This is a genomic window from uncultured Chloroflexus sp. (genome assembly GCF_938091255.1).
Lineage (GTDB): Bacteria > Chloroflexota > Chloroflexia > Chloroflexales > Chloroflexaceae > Chloroflexus.
Genome location: NZ_CALLJH010000059.1, coordinates 12,612 through 33,502, shown reverse-complemented (window position 1 = coordinate 33,502; position 20,891 = coordinate 12,612). Strand labels below are relative to the sequence as shown.

The window sequence follows — 20,891 nt, the reverse complement described above, 5'->3', positions numbered from 1 at the left end:
TCGGCACGAAGGAGGTTCTACCGTGCGGCGTCTTAAGAGAGACGCGATCGAGCATTGGCTGACCGGCTATGCACTAGGTGAACGATGGGAACAGAACGTGCTTGGAGGCAGGCCACGACGATGAAGCGGATCTTGATCGTGTGCGAGGGTCAAACGGAAGAAACGTTTGTAACCCTTGTCTTAAATCCGCATTTGGCTACGTGTGGGCGATGGGTTACGCCAATCCTACTAGTGACTAAACGCGTCTCTTCGGCCCAATAATATCGAGGCGGAATTACATCTTACGACAAAATTCGTCAGAATATTATCCATTTACTGCATGATAGCGGCGCAGTCTGTGTAACTACAATGTTCGATAACTACGGTTTACCCGCTGACCTTCCCGGTAAAATTAGCTTGCAAGGTGTGAATCCATCTCGTCGGGTAAATAGACTTGAGCAGGAGTTTGCTAATAACATTAATAATCAAAGATTTTTGCCTTTTTTGCTATTGCATGAGTTTGAAGAACTGTTGTTTTCCGCATCGAACATCCTGATTGAACAGTTACGGCTATCTTCTCAACAACCGTTTGGTCAAATCGAACAATTTTCGACACCGGAAGAGATAAATGATGGTAGCGAAACCCATCCGGCAGCTCGTATTTTGCGCAGTAAGCCCGATTACCGGAAGCCACTCGGTGGAGTGAAAATTGCTGAGGCTATCGGCTTGGACATCATCCGATCGCGCTGTCCACACTTCAATCAGTGGGTTACTCGTCTAGAAACGTGTTGAGTTAGGCATCGTACATAGTACTGTACGCGATATTTTCTGATATGGATAAGTGCATCGTTGACCGAAAGTATCGGCCAAGCTTATACCAGTATTCGTACCAAATCCACCAGTGAATGTTTCATTCCGTTCCTCTCTTGTATGACTGTTGCAGGCGAGTCGCTTGCGCGTCTATCGCGCTCTCGTGCGCACGGAAGGTGATAGTAGGCAAGCCACCTGCGCGCCCGGTTGCAATAGGCTCGCTGACTGCTTAGGTAAGGGAAGGGTGGGTGCCGACCCCTCTCCCCAGCGGGGCGGGGCTGGGGGTGGGGGGGATGCACCCGGTGCCCCTCACCCCCCTGCCCCCCTCTCCCACGCGGGGAGAGGGGGAGGCCCCCCCTCCCACACGGGGGAGGGGGCGAGGAGAGGGTAGCTACCGCGCTGAGCGGACTAAGATGGGCGGAAGAAATTCCGCCCTCCAGATAGCGCACCCCTTCCCCGTGTGGTGGCGGGGCTGGGGGTGGGGGGGATGCAGGTTGAGGGGGAGGAAAGAGGGATGGTGGGGCATACAGCCGCGTGCCCATACATCATGGTGTGGTAGGCAGGTTTCAAACCCGCCTCTACCGCATCGACTCGCTGCGTTTAGCAGATGGCTGATAATTCTACATTTCCCTCATTCTCCGTGCCTTTCCCCACAATATTCCGCGAAAGGATTATGGTATACTACTGCTAAATTAATGCACAGTGTGATGTCTACAGGCCACGATGCCAATGACTTCTCTTGACCTTGTTTGGTTGAAGCGTTGCGACGCGAGACGGCTGGCTTAATCAGCCTCTCGCTGGTCGCTACTCATCACTAGTGAGCCAACCTGTTAGGAGGAGTGTTCAGGTGAGCGACTCGATCGCGATTGAACTCTGCGATGTCGTCAAGCGGTTTGGCGACGTGGTTGCGGTCGATCACGTCAATCTCCAGATCCGTGACGGTGAATTTTTCTCATTGTTGGGGCCGAGCGGTTGCGGCAAGACTTCAACGTTGCGCATGATCGCCGGCTTCGAGCTGCCCACTGCGGGCAGCATTCTCATCCATGGCCGTGAGATGGGTATTACCCCGCCCCATCTGCGCCCGGTGAATACCGTGTTTCAATCGTATGCCCTCTTTCCCCACATGACGGTGGCCCAAAACGTGGCCTTCGGCCTTGAGATGCGCAAGACACCGAAAGCCGAGATTGCCCGCCAAGTGAAAGAGGCGCTCGAATTGGTGCGCTTAAGCGGATTGGAAGATCGGCGTCCCCGCCAGCTCTCCGGCGGGCAGCAGCAGCGGGTAGCGCTAGCGCGCGCGCTGGTGAACCATCCTGAAGTGCTGTTGCTGGATGAGCCGCTGGGCGCGCTTGACCAAAAGCTGCGCAAAGAGATGCAACTCGAACTGAAGAGTTTGCAGGCTCGTGTCGGCATTACCTTTGTCTTCGTGACCCACGATCAGGAAGAGGCGCTGACGATGTCTGATCGAATTGCGGTCATGAATAAGGGGAAGCTGCTACAAGTCGGCACGCCCACCGAGATCTACGAACGGCCCAATTGCCGCTTTGTGGCCGACTTTATCGGTGAAACCAACTTTATTGACGGCGTTGTAATTGGGCGTGATGGCAACTACACCGTGCTCGAAACGCCGGAAGGGTTGCGCCTCCGCGGCTTGGCCGCGCGTCCACTCAGTGATGGCACCGCAGTCACCTATTCGATTCGTCCAGAAAAGGTACGGCTGCTCGCACCCAACGGTGAATTGCCTCCGAACGGGCTGGCCGGTACCGTGATGACAGTCAATTATATCGGAAGTGATACCCGCATTACGGTACGAATCAACGACCAGCGTACTATCGATATCTGGGAACAAAATACCCGTTCAACACTCGATCGTGATGAGTATTGGCAACCGGGTGAAGCGGCGGTAATCGTCTGCCCGCCCGACAATGCGCTCGTGCTGAGCGAGTAAGGAGGGGGTGATGGCGACGATCCAACAACAGCAACAGCGCCGCGACCGCATCCGGCTGGCGCTGCTACTCACCCCCGGCCTGCTCTGGCTGCTGCTCTTTTTTGCCCTGCCGCTGGTCATTATCTTTCTCTACAGCTTCATGACCAATGACGCGCTGGGCCGGGTGGTCTACGAGCCGACGCTGAATAACTATATCACCATCTTTACCCAGAGCTTGTACGTTAACGCTTATTGGCGCTCAATCTGGACGAGTGTGTTGACGACGGTGATCTGTTTGTTGATCGGGTATCCGCTGGCGGTATTTATTGCTCGCAGCCCGCAGCAATGGCGCATGCCGTTGCTTATGCTGATCCTTATTCCATTTTGGACTAATTTCTTAGTGCGGATTTATGCGTGGCAGATTATTCTCGCCAACAACGGCATCATTAACAGCTTCCTTGAAATTATCGGCATTGGCCGGCTGACTCTGCTCAACACCGAAGGCGCAACCTTGATCGGCCTCATTTACGGCGAGTTGCCGTTTATGGTCTTACCGCTCTACGCCGCCATTGACCGGTTTGATTTCACACTTATGGAAGCTGCCGCCGATTTGGGGGCGAATAAGGTGCAAGCGTTTCTGCGCATTATGTTGCCGATGACAATGCCCGGTATCGTGGCTGGTTCGGTGTTGGTCTTCATTCCTACCCTCGGTCAATTTGTGGTATCAGAGCTGTTAGGCGGGGCGAAGGTGGACTACCTCGGCAATCTGATCCAGCGTCTCTTCTTACGCGCCAACCCAATCAATTGGCCGCTCGGTTCAGCAATGGCGGTCTTGATGATGTTAGTGCTGCTCGTGCTGATTATGATGTACTTCCGCGTCACGTCGGAGGAAGAGCGATGATCAAGACGGCACCTGCCACCACTGCATCGGCGCGCATCCGCGGTGCCTTTAGCGAGGGCCGGCTGACGTGGAGCGGTCTGGCGCTCACGGTATTTTCCATTCTGGTCTACCTGTTTCTCTATGTACCGATCGTTATTCTCGTTATCTTTTCGTTTACCCGTGACGAGTTCGGTGTACGGTGGACTGGTTTTACGTTTGATTGGTATATCCGCTTGTTCAATAACCCGCGCATGATGGGGGCAGCGTGGAACACGCTGGTGGTAGCCACTGTCTCAACGATTGTCTCAACGATTATCGGTACCTTGCTCGCTATGGCGATGGAGCGCTATCGCTTTCGCGGGCGCAATGCAATCGAGGGATTGATCTATTTGCCGATTGTGGTGCCCGAAATTGTGATGGCAGTGGCGCTGCTTGCTTTCTCGGCGATTATCTTCGACGTAATCAGAATGGTAACTGGCGAGGTCTTGCGTCGCAATCTGGCAACGGTGACAATTGGCCATATTGCTTTTAGCATTTCGTTTGTGGTCGTGGTGGTACGCACCAGTTTGAAGAATTTTGACCGCCGGCTCGAAGAAGCCGCCGCCGATTTAGGCGCTGACAGCTGGAATATTTTCTGGCGTATCACCTTTCCCCTCATCTTGCCCGGCATCATCGGTGGCGCGCTGCTGGCCTTTACCCTCTCGCTCGATGATTTCATCATTTCGTTGTTCCTCTCTGGGCCGGGTACTTCACTCTTGCCGGTGGAGGTCTATAACCGGGTGCGGCGTGCCATCACGCCAGAAATTAACGCGATCTCAACGCTCATGCTAATCTTGTCGATGGCGCTGGTTGCGCTGTCGCAAGTGCTACAGCGCCGGCGATGAGAGCATAGCAAAAGGAAGGGAGAACTGAGATGCAGATGCTTCGGGTGCTTGTGGTGGCGCTGCTGCTGGCGCTGGCCTTGACGGCCTGTGGCGGCGGTCCGGCGGCGAGTCCGGGGAATGAGTACGGCGCTAGCGGTGGTGAGGTGACGGCGCCGAGTGATGGGGTTGATCGCAGCCGACTAGCGCGCCAGCTCTTCTTCTACAACTGGTCAGATTACATTGACCCAGCCGTTCTCGAACAGTTTGAGGCGGAATATGGGGTGCGCGTGGTGGTTGATACCTATGACAGCAATGAAGACATGCTGGCTAAGGTGCGCGCCGGTAATTCGGGCTACGATATTGTCGTACCATCTGATTATGCAGTGCAGATCATGATTGCTGAAGGGTTGGCTGCACCCATTGATAAGGCGTTGTTGCCCAATATAGTCCATCTCGATCCTAACTTGCTCGATCAGTATTTCGATAAAGGCAACATGTATTCAATTCCGTACATGTACGGCATTACTGGCATTGCCTACAACACCAAATTCTTCCCTAATGGAATCGATAGCTGGGCTGCAATTTTAGAGCCGAGCCAAGTCTCTCAATTCGCCGGCAAATTTAGTATGCTTGACGATTCACGTGAGACACCGGGCGCTGCATTACGCTACATCGGTCAATCGCTCAATTCGACCGATCCGGCGGCACTCGCGCGGGTGAAAGAGATTCTGCTGGCGCAGAAGCCGTATCTGGCCGCGTACAACAGCTCGGATGTGAACCGCAAGCTGGCTAGCGAAGAGTATGTGCTGGCGCATTCGTGGAGCGGTTCGGCGATGCAGGCCCGCAATGGCTTAGGCGATGAGTTTAGCGGCAATCCTAATATCGCCTTCGTGATTCCGAAAGAGGGCGGGATGATCTGGATGGATAATATGGTGATCCTGAAAGATTCGCCGAACGCCTACACTGCGCACGTGTTTATGAACTTCCTCCTGCGACCAGCGATTGCGGCTCAGATTACCGAATATGTCGGCTATTTGACACCGAATAAAGATGCCTTAGAGCTGCTGTCGCCCGAGATTCGCGAGCTGTACGCGCAGGGTTTCGCACCTGACGAAGAGATGTATAAGCGGCTTGAGTGGGCGGTGCGCAACGAAGGCACTACCGCTTTCGATGATCTATGGACGGAGATTAAGGGCCGCTAGCGGAGGCCGTTGGGCGACGCCGCGCGTTACGATATGAGAGCAATGATTGGGGCGACGCATTGGCGTCGCCCTTACAATTTGTCTCCGCTTTGCGTTTATTATGGTATCCTGCGCTCATCCGCTGGTTATGGATGCGCAGAGGAGGGTGGCATGGAGATCCGCGATCGCCCCGACCATGACCCGGTCGCCGATATGTTGTTAGTTGATGCGTATATGCGGTGGGCGTTGTTAGCGGCAGAGGAGGTCATCGGGCGGAACGGGTTGGCGGTTGTGTTGCGGCAGGCTGGGTTGAGCCAATTGATCGGCAACTATCCGCCTGAACAACTGAAGGCGACCAGCGGTTTGACCTTTTACCATTACGCTTCACTCAACGCTGGACTACTTAACTTCTTTGGCCGCTCGGCACGAAGCATGGTGCTGCGGATTGGCCGCCAGACGGCGCGGTTGGCGATTGAGCACCAGAGTGCGTTGTTCGGTACCGCAGCTTTGATCGCCTCAAAGGTGTTGCCGTTTGCGACCCAAGTGAAGCTTGGTTTGTCGGCGATGCAAGCTGGTCTGCGCCGGCTGAGCCAAGCGGTTAACCAAGATCGCCGCTTGGCGATTGAGGATCGCGGCGAGGCATGGGCGTATATCGACTATACCTGCTCGATGTCCGCCGGCAAGCAAGCCGATGAACCGATTGGCTACATTCAGTGTGGTGTGCTGCAAGAGGCGTTACATTGGCAGACCGGCCGTGAGTTTACGGTCGAACAGATTGCTTGTCGTTCAATGGGTGCGCCGGCGTCAATTTGGCTCGTGTCTAAGGTACCATCATTGCCTGTCAGTTGATGTATATAAGGAGGGCCGTATGGCCGACCTGACTCCCGATCAGATCTACGATTTGCTCAACCGGCCCGGCCCGCTCTGGTTAGTCGGTGCGAATCTGAATGGCGCTAACCTGAGTGCGGCGAATCTCAGCCACGCCAATTTGAGCGAGGCCCAACTGAGCCGGGCCCGGCTCACCGACGCTAATCTGTTTCGGGCCGATCTAAGCGTTTGTGAGTTGGGCAGTGCGAATCTGAGCTGGGCCAACCTGCGTGAAGCAAAGCTGAATTGGGCGCAACTAGTGCGGGCTGACCTCAGCGATGCCGATTTGCGCAAAGCGGATCTGAGTTGGGCCAATCTTGAATTTGCCACGCTGGTTGGGGCGAATCTCCGTGGGGCTAACCTCAGTGCTGCTGATTTTAGCGGTGCCAACCTCTATGGCGCTAACCTTAGCCTTTGCAACCTGAGTGGGGCCGATCTCCGCGATACAATCATGATTGGCGCTAACCTCAGCGAAGCCCAACTGCGTGAGGCGCAATTGGTCAATCTAAGCGGGGCAAATCTGAGTGGAGCGATATTGCTTCGGGTGAGCCTGAATGGCGCCAACCTCAATGGTGCCAATCTCGCGGGTGCTAATCTGATGCATGCAAACTTGCGTGAAGTCACGCTTGACGAAGCGAACTTCATCGGTGCTAATCTGAGTGAAGCGAATTTGGGTGAGGCGAGTCTGTGCAACGCCGATTTTAGCGAGGCTAATCTGAGCGGTATTTACCTCAGTGGGGCTAATCTGCGCAATGCTATCTTGACCCGCGCTAACCTGTCGCGCGCCAATCTGAGCGGGGCCAATCTGCGTGGTGCTAACCTGCGCGGCGCTAATCTGCGCGAGGCAAGCTTGGCCGACGCCGACCTGACCGATGCCGATTTGTCGGAGGCTGATCTGCGCGATTGCGATGTGACCGGCGTGAGGGGGTTAGCGATGTAGATGTGGCGAAGACGGCCCATTGGGCCGTCTTCATTACTGCCTAATCGACGTATACCTGCGTTTCTGTCCCGCCGGTTGCCGCCACCGGTGCGAGGATTTCGCGCAAAAACCTGCCGGTATGCGACGTAGGATGGCGGGCAACCTCTTCCGGCGTACCTAGCGCAACCACCTCGCCGCCACCGTCGCCGCCTTCCGGCCCCATATCGATCACGTAATCAGCCGTCTTGATCACGTCGAGGTTGTGCTCGATCACCACCACGGTGTTGCCGGCATCAACCAACCGGTGCAAGACCTGTAACAGATGCTGAATGTCGGCGAAATGCAGGCCAGTGGTTGGCTCATCGAGGATGTAGATCGTGCGCCCGGTAGCAACGCGGGCTAATTCCTTAGCCAGTTTCACCCGCTGCGCTTCGCCACCAGAGAGGGTGGTGGCCGGTTGGCCCAGTTTGATGTAATCGAGACCGACATCGTGCAGGGTCTGCAAGATGCGCCGCACCCGCGGCACATTGGCGAAAAACTCCAACGCCGTCTGCACGTCCATGTCTAACACGTCGGCAATTGTCTTACCCTTATACTTGACCTGCAACGTCTCACGGTTGTAGCGTTTGCCTTTGCATTCGGCGCAGCGCACCCAGACATCGGCGAGGAATTGCATATCGATCTTGATTTCGCCGTTGCCCTCGCAGGCTTCACAACGCCCGCCGCGAATGTTAAAGCTAAACCGTCCGGGGCCGTAGCCGCGCAATTTGGCTTCCGGCGTCTCGGCGAATAGCTCGCGCAGCAGATCGAAAAGCTTGACGTAAGTTGCTGGATTTGAGCGTGGCGTGCGCCCGATCGGTTGTTGGTCAATGTTGATCACCTTATCGAGCCGGTCGAGACCGTGCAGCGATCGAAAGGGGCCGGGCTTGAGTTGAGCACGGTTGAGCCGGTTGGCTAGCGCCGGGTAGAGCGTTTCGGTGATCAGCGAGGATTTGCCCGACCCAGACACGCCGGTGACGGCGATGAAACAGCCGAGCGGGAAGCTGATGGTGACATCGCGTAAGTTGTTAAGCGTCGCCCCTTCCAGCGTCAGCCAACCTTGTTTAGGTTGACGGCGCGTGGCGGGTGTCTGAATCGTCAGCCGACCCGATAGATATTGGCCAGTGAGCGAGGTCGGGTGTTGGGCCACTTGTTCCGGTGTACCGGCGGTCACTACCTGCCCGCCTTTGACGCCAGCGCCGGGGCCGAAGTCGATAATCCAGTCGGCGGCCTGCATCGTTTCGAGGTCGTGCTCGACGACGATCAGCGTGTTGCCGAGATCGCGTAGCCGCAACAGTGAATCGAGCAGCTTGCGGTTGTCGCGCTGGTGCAAGCCGATGCTTGGCTCGTCGAGGATGTACATCACGCCGACTAACCCCGACCCGATCTGCGAAGCGAGGCGGATGCGCTGCGCTTCGCCGCCGGACAGCGTCGGCGCGGCGCGATCAAGGGTGAGGTAGTGCAGGCCAACGTTGTGTAGGAAACCGAGCCGTTCGCGGATCTCTTTCAGCACATCGCCTACAATTGCCCGCTCGGTCTCGGTGAGGTGGTTGGGCAGCTCGCGCGCCCAATCGAGCGCCTGCGCCACATTCATGCGGGTGACATCGCGGATTGAGCGTCCGGCCACACGTACCGCCAAGCTTTCGGGCCGCAAGCGTGCCCCTTCACAATCAGGGCAGGGTTGCTCGCTCATGTACTGAGTATAGTACTCGCGCATCGTGTCTGAGCCACTCTGCATATAGCGTCGCCGGATCTCGCTGGCCAACCCTTCCCACGCGCGGGAATACTCGCCGCGTGAGCCGCTCTCGTTTTCCCACACAAACCGGATGCGTTCGCTGCCGCTGCCGTAGATAATCGCATTGCGCTGGTGTTCGGTTAATTCATCCCACGGCTTGTCGAGGTCAATCTGATAGTGCGCAGCAATGGCAAGCAGCGCCTTATAGGCCCACGTATCCTGCTTCTTGCGCATCTCGCCCCAGTACGTCACTGCTCCCTCGTGGATCGAGAGCGCGCCGTTGGGCACCAGCAGCGCCGGGTCAACCTCAAGCCGCGCGCCGAGGCCGGTACAGGTTGGGCAGGCGCCTTGCGGCGAGTTGAATGAGAACATCTGCGGGGTGAGTTCGGGAAATGAGATGCCGCACGATGGGCAGGTATTGCTCTCGCTCATGAGCCACTCGCGGGGTTGAGCAGGATCAGCCGGCTCGTCGGCGAGACTAATGATCACCTTTCCTTCCCCCACCCGCAACGCCGTCTCGATGCTATCGGTCAAGCGGGTGATAAAGCTATCGAGATCGCCATTGCCGGTAGTGTGCGGCATTGTCAGCCGGTCAATCACCACCTCGATCGAGTGTTTGACCTTCTTGTTGAGTTTAATCTCTTCGTCGAGCGAACGAACCTCGCCGTCAACGCGCACCCGCGCAAAGCCTTCGGCTTTGGCTTCGGCAAAAATATCTTTGTACTCGCCTTTGCGTTGAGAAACGACCGGCGCTAGCACCATAAAGCGGGCGCCCGCCGGTAAGGCCAACACCCGATCAACCATCTGTTGGGCCGATTGGGCGGCGACAGGCTGGCCGCAGCGGTGGCAGTGTTGGTGACCGACGCGGGCAAACAGCAGGCGCAGATAATCGTAAATCTCGGTGACGGTGCCAACGGTCGAGCGTGGGTTTTTGCTCGCGCTCTTCTGTTCGATGGCGATTGCCGGTGATAGTCCTTCGATCAGATCAACCTGCGGCTTCTCCATCTGGCCGAGGAATTGGCGCGCATACGCCGAGAGGCTTTCAACATAGCGCCGTTGCCCTTCGGCGTAGAGCGTATCGAAGGCTAACGAACTCTTGCCCGATCCGCTCACGCCGGTCAGCACGACCAGCCGGTCGCGCGGTATCTCGACATCAATCCCTTTGAGGTTATGCTCGCGCGCGCCTTTGATCACGATGGTCGTCTTGGCCACAACCGTCTCCGCTGAGATACGAACGAAGAGAAAGCGCCGCCCCGTTGGCGACGCTACCAATTCTGTGTTCTAGTATACCACGGTTTGCTAGAACAAACGGACTAGGCAGCCAATGCGATCACGTCCACGTGCGTTGATCAACGAACGGCTTGGCGTCAGGCGGCAACTCGGCAACCACTTCAACTTTACAATGGAGCTTGATCGCCTCGTGCAAGGCCTGCGCCACGGCGTCACGCAAGCGAGCGTGATCGGCATCGCTGGCGGGCACAAGCCGGCAGATCAATTCATCGCGGTGATGTTCGCGCACCACTACCGCTTGATACGCCTGCACCCCCTCGAGCCGCCGGATCGCTTCAGCGATATGGCGTGGATGGACAAACAACCCGCGCACTTTGACACTCTCGCCGCTGCGGCCCAGCCAACCCACCAAGCGCGGCGTCTGAATGACCGTTGGTTCATCGGAGACCATCAGCGCCGACAGATCGCCGACAGCAAAGCGGATGAGGATGTAGTCGCGGCGGAAGAGGGTCACGACTACCTCTCCGGTTTGGCCGGGAGGCACTGGCTCGCCGGTGTTGAGATCGCAAATCTGCACCAGCGCATCTTCCGGCAGGTGCCAGCCGTGCCGTTCAGGGCCGTTGTAACCAAGGTTGCCCGTCTCGGCGGTGCCATAGCCGTCGTAGACCAGAATCCCGTACTGCTCTTCAAACAGCTTACGCAACGAGGGTGGCAGCGGCTCGGCGGCGACAAAGGCTTTGTTGAGCGGCCACGAGCGCGGGTCATGGCCCAATTCCGCTGCCTTTTCGAGCAGCGCCTTGAGATAGCTGGGCAAACCGGCGTAAGCGGTGACGCCGAGATGGGCCATGGCCTCGATCTGTTGGGCTTGATTGCCGATCCCGGCTGGGATGACAGCGCAGCCAACCGCGCGTGCACCCTCTTCAAACATCACCCCGGCGGGGGTCAAGTGGTAGCCAAAGCAATTGATCACCACGTCATCAGGGCCAAAGCCAGCGGCGCGGAAGGCTGGCCCCCACCGCCATGGATCGGGTTCATCGGATTCGGGATCGTAAATTGGGCCGGGTGATTGGAAGATACGGCGCAGCCGTGAGAGCGGCACAGTCAACATCCCGCCCAACTGCGGCCCTTGCCGTTGCAGCTCAACCAACTGCTCTTTGCGCAAAATCGGCAACCGGCTCAGGTCAGCGGTGGTCTGAATATCAGCCGGCGTCAGTCCAGCAGCTTCCATCCGTTGGCGAAACGCTGGCGAATGCTCGTAGCCAAACGCAACAATCTCGCGCACGCGCTGATCAAAACCGGCGTAAAAGGCTTGCATGTCCATCTCCGTCACCTCGTGCTTCAGACAACGACGCGCGGGCGCAACGGTCTTCCGGCGCTCGCGCAGCGTTGCGGCGTCATTGGCCTGCGAACCGCAATATGCGCTATCCTTGCCCGCTCGTAAGGGTGATTGGTAGTCAGCATTGTACCGCATTCTCACCCAACAACCAACTTCGTCAACGCCAAGGCGCAGAGGACACCACGGGGGTGAACGCCAAGGCGCAGAAGATGCCACGGGGCTTGGAATCGGAGCAAGCTCCGCGCTCTCGGTGTCTGCGGCGTGAGCAACCTACAACTCCCTCCCCCAGAGGGGGAGGGTTGGAGTGGGATACGACCCATCGGGGAGAGGAGCGAGTGCGTATTGCGTACCGTGTCACGACAGCCAGCGTTTGCGGCGCTTGTAATGCTTCACGTCGCGATAACTCTTGCGGCTGCCAATCTCGTTAAGGCCAAGATAAAACTCGCGCACGTCAGCATTATCTTTCAAATCCGCTGGCGATCCATCGAGCACAATCCGGCCATTTTCCATAATGTAAGCGTGGTGCGCCGAATCTAACGCAAGGCGCGCATTTTGCTCAACCAGCAAAATGGTTGTTCCCTGTTCGCGATTAATCCGGCGGATAATCTCAAAAATCTCGGCCACCAGCAGCGGGGCCAACCCCAACGATGGTTCATCGAGCATAATTAATTTAGGATGGGCCATTAAGGCGCGCCCGATCGCCAGCATCTGCTGTTCGCCGCCGCTGAGAAAGCCGGCTACTTGATTGCGCCGCTCTTTGAGACGGGGAAAATAGTTATAGACCAGCGCCAGATCCTCGCTAAACCGGCGTATTGGCTGAGTGTACGCGCCAGCGCGCAAATTCTCTTCTACGGTGAGGTGCTCGAAGACGCGCCGCCCTTCCATCACCTGAAAGATACCCATACGCACAATCTCGGCGGCGTCTTTCTTGTGAATCGGCTGCCCTTGAAACAGAATTTCGCCATCGGTCACTTCACCGTTTTCTGGCTTGAGCAAGCCCGAAATCGCTTTGAGGGTCGTGCTCTTACCAGCGCCGTTTGAACCGAGCAACGCGACGATACGGCCCTCCGGCACTTCGAGCGAAAGGCCCTTAAGCACCAGCACGACATCGTTATAGATGACTTCGATATTATTGAGTGAGAGCATAGGCGATCGTGTAGGGTCAGGTTGAAGACCTGACCCTACTCTAACACAGTATGATTTACTACCGCGCGCTAATGAAGTCGGTAATCGGCACCCATTTGCCGTTCTCGACCCGGAACATCTTCAGCGACTTAGCGCCAGCATGATCGGTAGAGCTGAACTGCACTGGTAGTGTGACACCTTTGGTATCGATTGCACCCATCGTTTCCAGCGTGTTCTTAATATTTTCGCCGGTCAGCTCCTTGCCGTCAGCCAATGTCTTCTCGATCCCGGCAATCAAAATCGACATCGCCGTCCAGCCTTGTACGAAGGTACTATCAGCACCGCCGTAATCAATATTCTTCGCCTTCGCGAATTCAAGCGCGATCTTGCCGCCCTCCGACTCGTGGTTGAACGGCACGGCGCCGACCACACCCTCGGCATCAGCGCCGGCCAGCTTGATCAAGATCTCGTTGGCGCACCAGTTCAAGCAGACGAACTGGACGTTGTAGCCAAGGCTCTTTGCATTCTTGATCGCCAGCGCTGCCGGGCTCGACACGTTCTGCAAGAAGATGTAGTTCGCGCCATAATCGCGGAGCTGGGTCAACTGCGGGGTCAGATCAGTTGCGCCGCGTGGCGAGGGCACTTCGAGCGGTGTCTCGATGCCTTGCGAGGTGGCGAAGGCGGTGCCGTCGGCCAGTGGAGAGCGGCCAAAGGGGCTATCGTTGATCAAGTAGCCAAACTTCGGCAGCCCGCTATTGCCTTTGGCCTTCCAATCTTCGATCGCCCACTTCATGGCGATGATCAACTGATCCGAGTAGGTCGGCGCGACAAGGAAGTTGTAGGGTGTTTCGGCCGGATTGGCCAACGCTGCCGAGTACGAGGCCGAGATGAACGGAATCTTATCTTCGGTGATCTTGGGCCGCAACGCCTCGGTATCGCCGGTGCCCCAGCCCGAGAAGACCAGCACCTTGTCTTGGGTTACGAACTTAGTGTACAGCTCTTCCGCGCGCGGAACCTGATAGGCATAGTCTTCGCTGAACAACTGCAACCGCCGCCCGTTGATGCCGCCCTGCTCATTCTTCCAATCAATAAAGGCAATCTGTCCTCGTGCATAAGGCGTACCCACGTCAGCCGTCGCGCCGGTCAAGTCAAAGATCGCTCCCACCCTGATCGGTTCCGTAGTCGTTCCACCGCCGCCGGTGCCGCCGCCCGTACCGCCGCCACCACCACAAGCGGCCAGCAACGTGGCAAAAAGGACTAGCGTCACCAACCACCCGAACGTCCATCTCCTCCTGTGCATGCCATCCTCCTTCTAGACGCTTCAATAACTGAACGGCCACAGCCGGAAGTAATCTTTGACATTGCGCCACATCTTCACGATGCCTTCTGGCTCGAAGATCAGGAAGAGGATAATGGCCAGACCAAACGCGCCCTGCTGCATATAGGGCAGATAGGAGTTAATGTTAGGCACGACATCGCTAAGAGCGCGGGCCAGATTTGAGAGTAGTGCTGGCAACAGCGTCATAAACGCAGCGCCATAGATTGAACCAGAGACGCTGCCCATGCCGCCGATAATAATCATGGCAAGGTAGAGAATGCTGGTATCAATCGTGAAGCGTTCCCACGAAATCACGCCGCGATAGTGGGCAGTGAGCGCGCCGGCCAGCCCGGCGAAGAACGACGAGGTAGCGAAGGCGAGCAGTTTGTAGCGGAAGAGATCAACCCCGATCACCTGCGCTGCGATGTCTTGGTCGCGAATGGCGACAAAGGCTCGCCCGGTGCGGGTGCGGAAGAGATTGCTCACAAAGATGACGGTCAGGATCAGCGCCACAAGGCAGATCCAGTAAAAGGCGAAGTCGTTATTACCGAGCCACTCCATCGGCAACCCAAACAGGTTGTTGCTCGCCCGCGGCAGCGAGAGCGATTCCCCAATACCGAGCAGTTTGCCGTGTGTTAACACCCAAATAATGATCTCTTGCGAGGCAAGGGTGGCAATGGCGAGGTACAATCCCTTGAGCCGCAGCGATGGCAGGCCGAAAAACGCCCCGACGACTGCGGTAAAGAAACTCGCCACCGGGATCGTAATCCACATTGGTGTGCCAAGATTCACCGCCATCAACCCGGCCGTATACGCGCCAACAGCGAGAAAGCCGCCGTGACCAATGCTAATCTGGCCGGTGTAGCCGACCAGAATGTTCAAGCCAATCGCGCCGATCGCAGCAATCGCGATCGTGTTGGCCAAATTGAGCCAGTAACGGTCGGCAAACCACGGAAAGATCAGTGCCAATGCCAGCACGATCACGATCCGGATGCGTTGCGGCCAATAGGGGCGCAAACGAACATCGCTCGCATACGTGGTATGAAACGTTCCGCTCTGCATAGCAAACCCAATCTTGTTATCGCCAATCGCTGCTTACACGCGCTCGATAATTCGTTGGCCGAAGAGACCGTATGGTCGCACCAGCAGAATCAGGAGCAGGACGACAAAGGGGGCGACTTCACCCAATCCCCATTCCGGCGGCAGCAAGCCGCCAGCGAACGACTGGAGCAGGCCGATGATCAGACCGCCGATGATTGCGCCGGGAATGCTATCAAGGCCGCCCAAAATCACCACGGGGAAGACGAGCAGACCAACCCGGCCAATCGTGCCTGACAAGCCGCCAAAAATGCTCATCAACAGAATGCCGCCCACTGCCGCCGTAATCGCGGCAATCGCCCACGCTACAGCCCATACCTTCTTGACGCTAATCCCCATACTAAGCGCCGCTTGTTGATCGTCGGCCACCGCGCGCATCGCGATCCCTTCCCGGCTAAAGCGGAAGAAGAGCGTAAGCAGGGCAAAGAGCGCAATGGCTAACACAAAGGCCCAGATGCGATCAACGCCGACATTTGCGCCAAGGATTGTCACCGTATCGGTGGGCAAAAACTGCGGCGCTGGCCGTGGCGTCACCCCCCAGATCGCACCTACCATCGCGCGCAAGAGTGATGACAAGCCAATCGTGACCATAATCACCGAAATGGCCGGCTCGCCGATCAGAGGTCGCAGCACGAGTTGCTCAATCACAACCCCGACCGCTGCGGCTAACACCACGGCTATCACAACGCCGATTGGCCACCAGAGACCAAACAGCTCGACCATCGTGTAGGTGAGGTAAGCCCCGATCAGCAACAACTCGCCTTGGGCGAAGTTGATCACGTCGCTGCTTTTGTAGATCAAGACAAAGCCAAGCGCCACCAACGCAAAGATTGCGCCATTGGCAATCCCGCTCAGCGCCAGTTGAATAATCCGATCCATGCGCGTCTCCGTCGTCGCCGAATTGAACAATGCATGCCAATATGGAATGGGGCCTTAGAAATGTGATCCTGCACTCTAACGTGCCACGGCTCGCGCTGCCGGGGCTGGTGACGGCGCCGCCGGGTCGTGCAATTCCTCAATACGCAGGCGGGTCTTGATCAGAGCCGTGCGCCCATCTTGATAGGTAATCGTCGTCTCGATCTCAAGCATGTCTTGGTCGCCGTAGAGCGCATCAACAATCTCTTGGTAGCGTTGAGCCACCAACCGCCGGCGCACCTTGCGGGTGCGGGTCAGCTCGCCATCGTCGGCGTCAAGCTCTTTATGGAGCAGCAGAAAGCGGCGGATGCGCGCCGCCGGCGGCAGATCAGCATTCGCCCGCTCGACATCTTTGCGGATCAGAGCGTAGACCTGCGGCTTCTGCGCCAGATCGGTGTAGGTAGTGTACGAGATTTGCGCATTCTCGGCCCATTTGCCGACATTGGCGAAGTCAATATTGATCATTGCGGTCACAAAGGGCCAATCGCCGCCAAACACCACCGCTTCCTTGATATAGGGGCTAAACTTGAGCTTATTCTCGATAAACTGGGGCGAGAACTTGGTGCCGTCGTGCAGCGTCATCACGTCTTTCGCCCGGTCGATCACGATCAAGTGGCCATCCTCGTCAAAATAGCCGGCATCGCCGCTATGCAGCCAGCCATCTTCCAGCGCCTCGGCAGTCGCTTCCGGGTTTTTGTAATAGCCAACAAACACCGACGGGCTTTTCACCAGAATCTCGCCGTTCTCAGCAATCCGGATCTCAGTATTGGGTAGGGGCGTGCCAACTGTTTGGAACTTAATCTGGCCATCGCGGTGGATCACGCTCAAGCCAGAGCTTTCGGTCTGGCCGTAGACCTGCTTGAGATTAACACCAATGGCGTGATAAAAGCGGAAGACATCGGGGCCGAGCGCAGCGCCGCCGGTATAGGCCCGTTTGAGGAAGCGCAAACCGAGATGGTCTTTGAGCATCTCGAACACGGTGATGCGGGCTAGCCAATAACGCAGGCGCAGCCCAAAGCTCGGCTGCTTGCCGCTAAAGCGGGTATCGGCCATTTCGTAGCCTTGCTTCATCGCCCACTCAAACAGCGCCCGTTTCAAACGGGTTGAGTCTTGCATTTTGACTTGCACCTGCGAAAGCATATTTTCCCAGATGCGGGGCGGCGAGAACATCACCCGCGGCCCGATCTCGCGGATATTCTCTTGCACGGTGCTAGCCGATTCGGGGAAATTGATCGTAAACCCGCACTGCATACCGGCGGCGACCGTCACCATCTGCTCGCCGACCCATGCTAGCGGCAAGAAACTGACAAACTCATCGTCAGGGCCGAGCGGATCGACCGAGAGCAGGCCGGCGCCTTGGCTGATCAAATTGCGGTGGGTGAGCATTGCCAGCTTGGGCTTGCCGGTGGTGCCGGAAGTGGTGGAAAGGATGGCGACATCGTCGGGCTTGCCAGCGGCCAGTTCGGCTTCAAACAGGCCGGGATGAGCGCGATCGTAGATGCGACCTTGTTCTTCGATATCGGGGAAATGGGCAAGGTAGGGTTGCCGGTAATTACGCATCCCCTTTGGTTCGTAATAAATAACTTTCAGCACCCCTTCCAGCCGCGGCCAAATCTCGATAATCTTATCGACCTGTTCTTGGTCTTCGGCCACAATCACCCGCGCTTCAGCCGCCGAAACGACGTAATACACCTCTTCGGCCACCGAGTCTTGGTAGACGCCAATCGATATTGCGCCGATGGCTTGAGCGGCAAATTCGGCGTAGAGCCATTCCGGGCGGTTATCGCCAATGATGGCAATGATATCGCCGCGGCGCACGCCAAGCGCATGCAGCCCCATCGCAAACGCGCGCACGTGCTCGGCAAACTGTCGCCACGTCACCGTTTGCCAGATGCCAAGATCCTTCTCGCGTAGCGCCACCTTATCGCCGAAACGTTCAGCATTCTGAAACAGCAAGCGTGGCAGGGTTGTCTCAGGTATCTGTATCATTGCGTCACCCAACTGTGGGACCGGCAGACAGCGCCGGAATATTTTCTTTATGTGTATGGAAGCGCATGCTCACGCCCAAGATAAGCGTCTATCACTTTCGGATCGCTGCGCACTTCAGCCGGTGTGCCATACGCGATCAGTTGGCCGAATTCGAGCACCGCCACCCGATCGCTAATATCCATCACCACTCCCATATCGTGCTCGATCAGCACAATCGTTGTGCCGTACTCTTCGTTAATATCAAGGATAAAGCGGGCCATATCCTCTTTTTCTTCGGTATTCATGCCGGCTATCGGCTCATCGAGCAGTAAGAGGCGTGGATTCATGGCGAGGGCACGGCCCAACTCCACCCGCTTTTGCAGGCCATACGAAAGTGCGCCGACCATCTTCTTGCGGATCGACTGGATTTCGAGCAGATCGATCACCTGCTCGACAAACGCGCGGTGTTCGACCTCTTCGCGCTGTGCCCGCCCCCAATACAACCCGCCGCTGAAGACTCCGCTGCGCATATGGATATGACGGCCCAGCATCAAGTTGTCGACAACCGTCATGTGACGGAAGAGCTCGATATTCTGGAACGAGCGGGCAATGCCGAGGCGCGCGATCTGATGGGGCGGCATGCCAATAATGTTGCGCCCTTCAAAGCGGATTTGGCCCTGTTGGGGGCGATAAAGACCGCTGATACAGTTGAGGAGGCTCGTCTTTCCGGCGCCGTTGGGGCCGATAATGGCCTGAATGGTGCCGGGATAGATATTGAAGGTTACGGAAAGCAGCGCGCGCACCCCGCCGAAGCTCAACCCGATGTTATCGATCTCCATTTGCGGGGCTGGTAGTGTCACCGAATCACGATGCGTCATGCGATCCTCATTGACAATGCACGAAACAGGTACGCACCGCTCACGAGTCGATCATGCGCATGAAGTCTAGAATGCCGCCACTTCGATCGCTGTGATCAACTAATGACGTATCACAAACTATGGGGAATACTTGCGGTTTATTATAACGAAGGTCGCAGAATTGCGCAAATGGGAGTTGGGTTATGGCACGTATCGTGCGCCATACAGACAGAGGCCAGCCAAGGCCAGCCACAACCAATGCCATAACCCAAACGGTTGCAGGAAAGCAACCACGATCGAAATAACCACGCAGATCAGACCGAGGAGGGCAAGCAGAGCGCGTCGATAGTGAACTGGCATCACGATCCCTCACGCACGACAAAGAAGGCGAGCGCGAACAGCGCCGCGGCGATGAACAGCAGCAACGAAAAGGCGAGGTTGCCGGTGGCGCTGATCAAGAAGATCGTCATCGCAATTACAATAATCGCCATCATAATACAGCCGCGGCGCACACGACGCACACTGGCAGCGACATCGGGCTCTTCGGGAGTCTGAGACATGATCGTTTCCGCTGCTACATGCTTCTCGCCTTATCTTAGCACATCCGTAGCGCGCGGCGTGCTGTATGTAATGGTACTGCAATCATGGTTTAGTACTAAAGTACTGTGCAATCCATAGCCAATATGCTATATTACAGATGTAGGCGAAGCACAAGCTTGGCTGCAATGGCGCATGGAGAAAGGAGCTACCGATGTTTGACCGCGAGACGTGGCGGCAACGGGTAGCCGAACGGTTCAATAACTTTGCTCGCAACCCGCGGCAGGAGATCCAAGTAGCCGGCGTCAGTACAGTGCTCGGTTTCCTCGCGCTACGCTCGCTCGAACCCTTTCTCGAAGCCTTTCAAGACGAACCGGTAGCAGCGGTGCTGGCATTGGCCGAGATTTCGCGTGGTCCCGGCGCGAATCATATTGTGCGGCGGGCGAGCCATTGGCGCTACCAGTTAGCGCAATTGATCGAGCGCGAACTGCGCTCGCGCCCCGAATTGCGCCTCACGATCGAAGAGATTTTAGTGGCGCTGAACGTTATTCACCTTGCGCGCCAGCGGCTGAATAGTTCGCGGGATGAATGGTTTCGCCTAACCCTCATCGCTGAAATCGGGACGTTCGAGAACGGTGATTTTGAGCAATTGCGCCGCCAGTTGCACGATCCCGGCTGGCAGAGCCGGTACGAAGCGATTCGTCGCCTGCGGGTGCGCGAAGGCCATTTTACCGCCGCCGATCTGGTGCTGCTCCACGATGGCTTAAGCGATAGCGACTCCCATGTGCGAGCTGCCGCTGCTCGCACGCTGGGTTTGATCGTCGGCACACCGCCGCAGCCTTTGGTCAAGACGTTGATCCGGTTGGCCATTCACGATTGCGATTTAGAAACCCGTTTCGCCGCCGCCCGCACGCTGGGCTTGTTGCGCGACCGGATCGCGTCGCCGCAATTGCTCGACCATCTGATCGAGTGCCTTGGCGATCCTGACAGTTTTGTGCGCTCGGCGGCGGCGCTGGTAGTCAGCCAATTGGGTGAGTTGGCCGGCACCGGCCCGATGATCGAGCACCTGCTGGCAATGATGGCCGATAGCGATGCCTATGCCCGTGAAGCTGCTGCCCGGGCCTTGGGCCGCCTCGGCGTAGCCGCAGCGACATCTCAGGTGCTCAATGCCTTGGCGCAAGCAATCGATGATACCGATCCGAATGTCCACGAAGCGGCGGTGGATGCGATCACGCGCCTGCGCAAATTGCGGGCTACTCTGCCGCTTGGTCAGAGCCGCCATCCGACCGAGCCGCTGGCAGTGTAGGTGG

At 57.1% G+C, this 20,891-nt stretch carries 18 protein-coding genes; 8 read left to right on the top strand and 10 right to left on the bottom strand.

Annotated features, from left to right (window positions below; genetic code table 11):
• Window positions 1-273: 273 nt before the first annotated feature.
• From Q1A00_RS16890 to Q1A00_RS16860, 7 genes are all read left to right on the top strand, one after another.
• On the top strand, window positions 274-771 hold the full coding sequence (locus tag Q1A00_RS16890) for a DUF4276 family protein (RefSeq protein WP_366917436.1): 498 nt from the start codon (window positions 274-276) through the stop codon (window positions 769-771).
• Between the two features lie 865 nt (window positions 772-1,636).
• Entirely contained in the window at window positions 1,637-2,734 is a 1,098-nt protein-coding gene (locus tag Q1A00_RS16885; RefSeq protein ID WP_298402564.1) for an ABC transporter ATP-binding protein, read from the top strand.
• Window positions 2,735-2,744: 10 nt separating this feature from the next.
• Window positions 2,745-3,614, top strand: a complete 870-nt coding sequence (locus Q1A00_RS16880) for an ABC transporter permease (protein WP_298402563.1) — start codon at window positions 2,745-2,747, stop codon at window positions 3,612-3,614.
• Entirely contained in the window at window positions 3,611-4,477 is an 867-nt protein-coding gene (locus Q1A00_RS16875; RefSeq protein WP_298402561.1) for an ABC transporter permease, read from the top strand. Before Q1A00_RS16880 ends, Q1A00_RS16875 begins: the two co-directional genes overlap by 4 nt.
• A gap of 29 nt (window positions 4,478-4,506) precedes the next feature.
• Window positions 4,507-5,658: a spermidine/putrescine ABC transporter substrate-binding protein gene (locus Q1A00_RS16870; protein WP_298402559.1), complete on the top strand. Its 1,152-nt coding sequence runs from the start codon at window positions 4,507-4,509 to the stop codon at window positions 5,656-5,658.
• A gap of 150 nt (window positions 5,659-5,808) precedes the next feature.
• Window positions 5,809-6,486, top strand: coding sequence for a 4-vinyl reductase (locus Q1A00_RS16865; protein WP_298402557.1), 678 nt, complete (start codon window positions 5,809-5,811; stop codon window positions 6,484-6,486).
• 19 nt (window positions 6,487-6,505) lie between these two features.
• The gene (locus Q1A00_RS16860) at window positions 6,506-7,444 is read left to right on the top strand and encodes a pentapeptide repeat-containing protein (RefSeq protein WP_298402555.1); all 939 of its coding nucleotides are present in this window, start codon (window positions 6,506-6,508) and stop codon (window positions 7,442-7,444) included.
• A gap of 40 nt (window positions 7,445-7,484) precedes the next feature.
• Here Q1A00_RS16860 and uvrA read toward each other — a convergent pair whose 3' ends face one another.
• From uvrA to Q1A00_RS16810, 10 genes are all read right to left on the bottom strand, one after another.
• Window positions 7,485-10,409 carry an excinuclease ABC subunit UvrA gene (gene uvrA / locus Q1A00_RS16855; RefSeq protein WP_298402553.1) on the bottom strand — a complete coding sequence of 975 codons (2,925 nt, stop codon included), beginning with the start codon at window positions 10,407-10,409 and terminating at the stop codon, window positions 7,485-7,487.
• Window positions 10,410-10,527: 118 nt separating this feature from the next.
• Window positions 10,528-11,748 carry an AMP-binding protein gene (locus Q1A00_RS16850; protein ID WP_366144866.1) on the bottom strand — a complete coding sequence of 407 codons (1,221 nt, stop codon included), beginning with the start codon at window positions 11,746-11,748 and terminating at the stop codon, window positions 10,528-10,530.
• Between the two features lie 369 nt (window positions 11,749-12,117).
• Window positions 12,118-12,909 (bottom strand): ABC transporter ATP-binding protein, encoded by a 792-nt coding sequence (locus Q1A00_RS16845; RefSeq protein ID WP_298402549.1) that lies wholly within the window; start codon window positions 12,907-12,909, stop codon window positions 12,118-12,120.
• Window positions 12,910-12,967: 58 nt separating this feature from the next.
• Window positions 12,968-14,188, bottom strand: coding sequence for an ABC transporter substrate-binding protein (locus tag Q1A00_RS16840; RefSeq protein WP_298482435.1), 1,221 nt, complete (start codon window positions 14,186-14,188; stop codon window positions 12,968-12,970).
• Between the two features lie 21 nt (window positions 14,189-14,209).
• Window positions 14,210-15,268 carry a branched-chain amino acid ABC transporter permease gene (locus tag Q1A00_RS16835; protein ID WP_298402547.1) on the bottom strand — a complete coding sequence of 353 codons (1,059 nt, stop codon included), beginning with the start codon at window positions 15,266-15,268 and terminating at the stop codon, window positions 14,210-14,212.
• A gap of 33 nt (window positions 15,269-15,301) precedes the next feature.
• Window positions 15,302-16,183 carry a branched-chain amino acid ABC transporter permease gene (locus Q1A00_RS16830; RefSeq protein ID WP_298402546.1) on the bottom strand — a complete coding sequence of 294 codons (882 nt, stop codon included), beginning with the start codon at window positions 16,181-16,183 and terminating at the stop codon, window positions 15,302-15,304.
• Window positions 16,184-16,258: 75 nt separating this feature from the next.
• Window positions 16,259-18,208 carry a long-chain fatty acid--CoA ligase gene (locus Q1A00_RS16825; RefSeq protein ID WP_298490564.1) on the bottom strand — a complete coding sequence of 650 codons (1,950 nt, stop codon included), beginning with the start codon at window positions 18,206-18,208 and terminating at the stop codon, window positions 16,259-16,261.
• Between the two features lie 47 nt (window positions 18,209-18,255).
• Window positions 18,256-19,065, bottom strand: a complete 810-nt coding sequence (locus tag Q1A00_RS16820; RefSeq protein WP_299757963.1) for an ABC transporter ATP-binding protein — start codon at window positions 19,063-19,065, stop codon at window positions 18,256-18,258.
• 180 nt (window positions 19,066-19,245) lie between these two features.
• Complete coding sequence (locus Q1A00_RS16815; RefSeq protein ID WP_298402543.1) at window positions 19,246-19,404, bottom strand: hypothetical protein; 159 nt, start codon at window positions 19,402-19,404, stop codon at window positions 19,246-19,248.
• Complete coding sequence (locus Q1A00_RS16810; protein ID WP_298402542.1) at window positions 19,404-19,604, bottom strand: hypothetical protein; 201 nt, start codon at window positions 19,602-19,604, stop codon at window positions 19,404-19,406. The genes Q1A00_RS16815 and Q1A00_RS16810 overlap by 1 nt, the downstream gene beginning before the upstream one ends.
• A 191-nt stretch (window positions 19,605-19,795) precedes the next feature.
• Between Q1A00_RS16810 and Q1A00_RS16805 the strand changes: the two genes are divergently transcribed.
• Window positions 19,796-20,887 carry a HEAT repeat domain-containing protein gene (locus Q1A00_RS16805; protein WP_298402541.1) on the top strand — a complete coding sequence of 364 codons (1,092 nt, stop codon included), beginning with the start codon at window positions 19,796-19,798 and terminating at the stop codon, window positions 20,885-20,887.
• The last annotated feature ends 4 nt before the right edge of the window (window positions 20,888-20,891 follow it).

Excerpts from the sequence above, each read along its gene's own strand:
- Q1A00_RS16880 (WP_298402563.1), top strand. The coding sequence starts at position 2,745 with ATGGCGACGATCCAACAACAGCAACAGCGCCGCGACCGCATCCGGCTG.
- Q1A00_RS16875 (WP_298402561.1), top strand. The coding sequence starts at position 3,611 with ATGATCAAGACGGCACCTGCCACCACTGCATCGGCGCGCATCCGCGGT.
- Q1A00_RS16870 (WP_298402559.1), top strand. The coding sequence starts at position 4,507 with ATGCAGATGCTTCGGGTGCTTGTGGTGGCGCTGCTGCTGGCGCTGGCC.
- Q1A00_RS16865 (WP_298402557.1), top strand. The coding sequence starts at position 5,809 with ATGGAGATCCGCGATCGCCCCGACCATGACCCGGTCGCCGATATGTTG.
- Q1A00_RS16860 (WP_298402555.1), top strand. The coding sequence starts at position 6,506 with ATGGCCGACCTGACTCCCGATCAGATCTACGATTTGCTCAACCGGCCC.
- Q1A00_RS16850 (WP_366144866.1), bottom strand. The coding sequence starts at position 11,748 with ATGGACATGCAAGCCTTTTACGCCGGTTTTGATCAGCGCGTGCGCGAG.
- Q1A00_RS16845 (WP_298402549.1), bottom strand. The coding sequence starts at position 12,909 with ATGCTCTCACTCAATAATATCGAAGTCATCTATAACGATGTCGTGCTG.
- Q1A00_RS16840 (WP_298482435.1), bottom strand. The coding sequence starts at position 14,188 with ATGCACAGGAGGAGATGGACGTTCGGGTGGTTGGTGACGCTAGTCCTT.
- Q1A00_RS16835 (WP_298402547.1), bottom strand. The coding sequence starts at position 15,268 with ATGCAGAGCGGAACGTTTCATACCACGTATGCGAGCGATGTTCGTTTG.
- Q1A00_RS16830 (WP_298402546.1), bottom strand. The coding sequence starts at position 16,183 with ATGGATCGGATTATTCAACTGGCGCTGAGCGGGATTGCCAATGGCGCA.
- Q1A00_RS16825 (WP_298490564.1), bottom strand. The coding sequence starts at position 18,208 with ATGATACAGATACCTGAGACAACCCTGCCACGCTTGCTGTTTCAGAAT.
- Q1A00_RS16820 (WP_299757963.1), bottom strand. The coding sequence starts at position 19,065 with ATGACGCATCGTGATTCGGTGACACTACCAGCCCCGCAAATGGAGATC.
- Q1A00_RS16815 (WP_298402543.1), bottom strand. The coding sequence starts at position 19,404 with ATGCCAGTTCACTATCGACGCGCTCTGCTTGCCCTCCTCGGTCTGATC.
- Q1A00_RS16810 (WP_298402542.1), bottom strand. The coding sequence starts at position 19,604 with ATGTCTCAGACTCCCGAAGAGCCCGATGTCGCTGCCAGTGTGCGTCGT.
- Q1A00_RS16805 (WP_298402541.1), top strand. The coding sequence starts at position 19,796 with ATGTTTGACCGCGAGACGTGGCGGCAACGGGTAGCCGAACGGTTCAAT.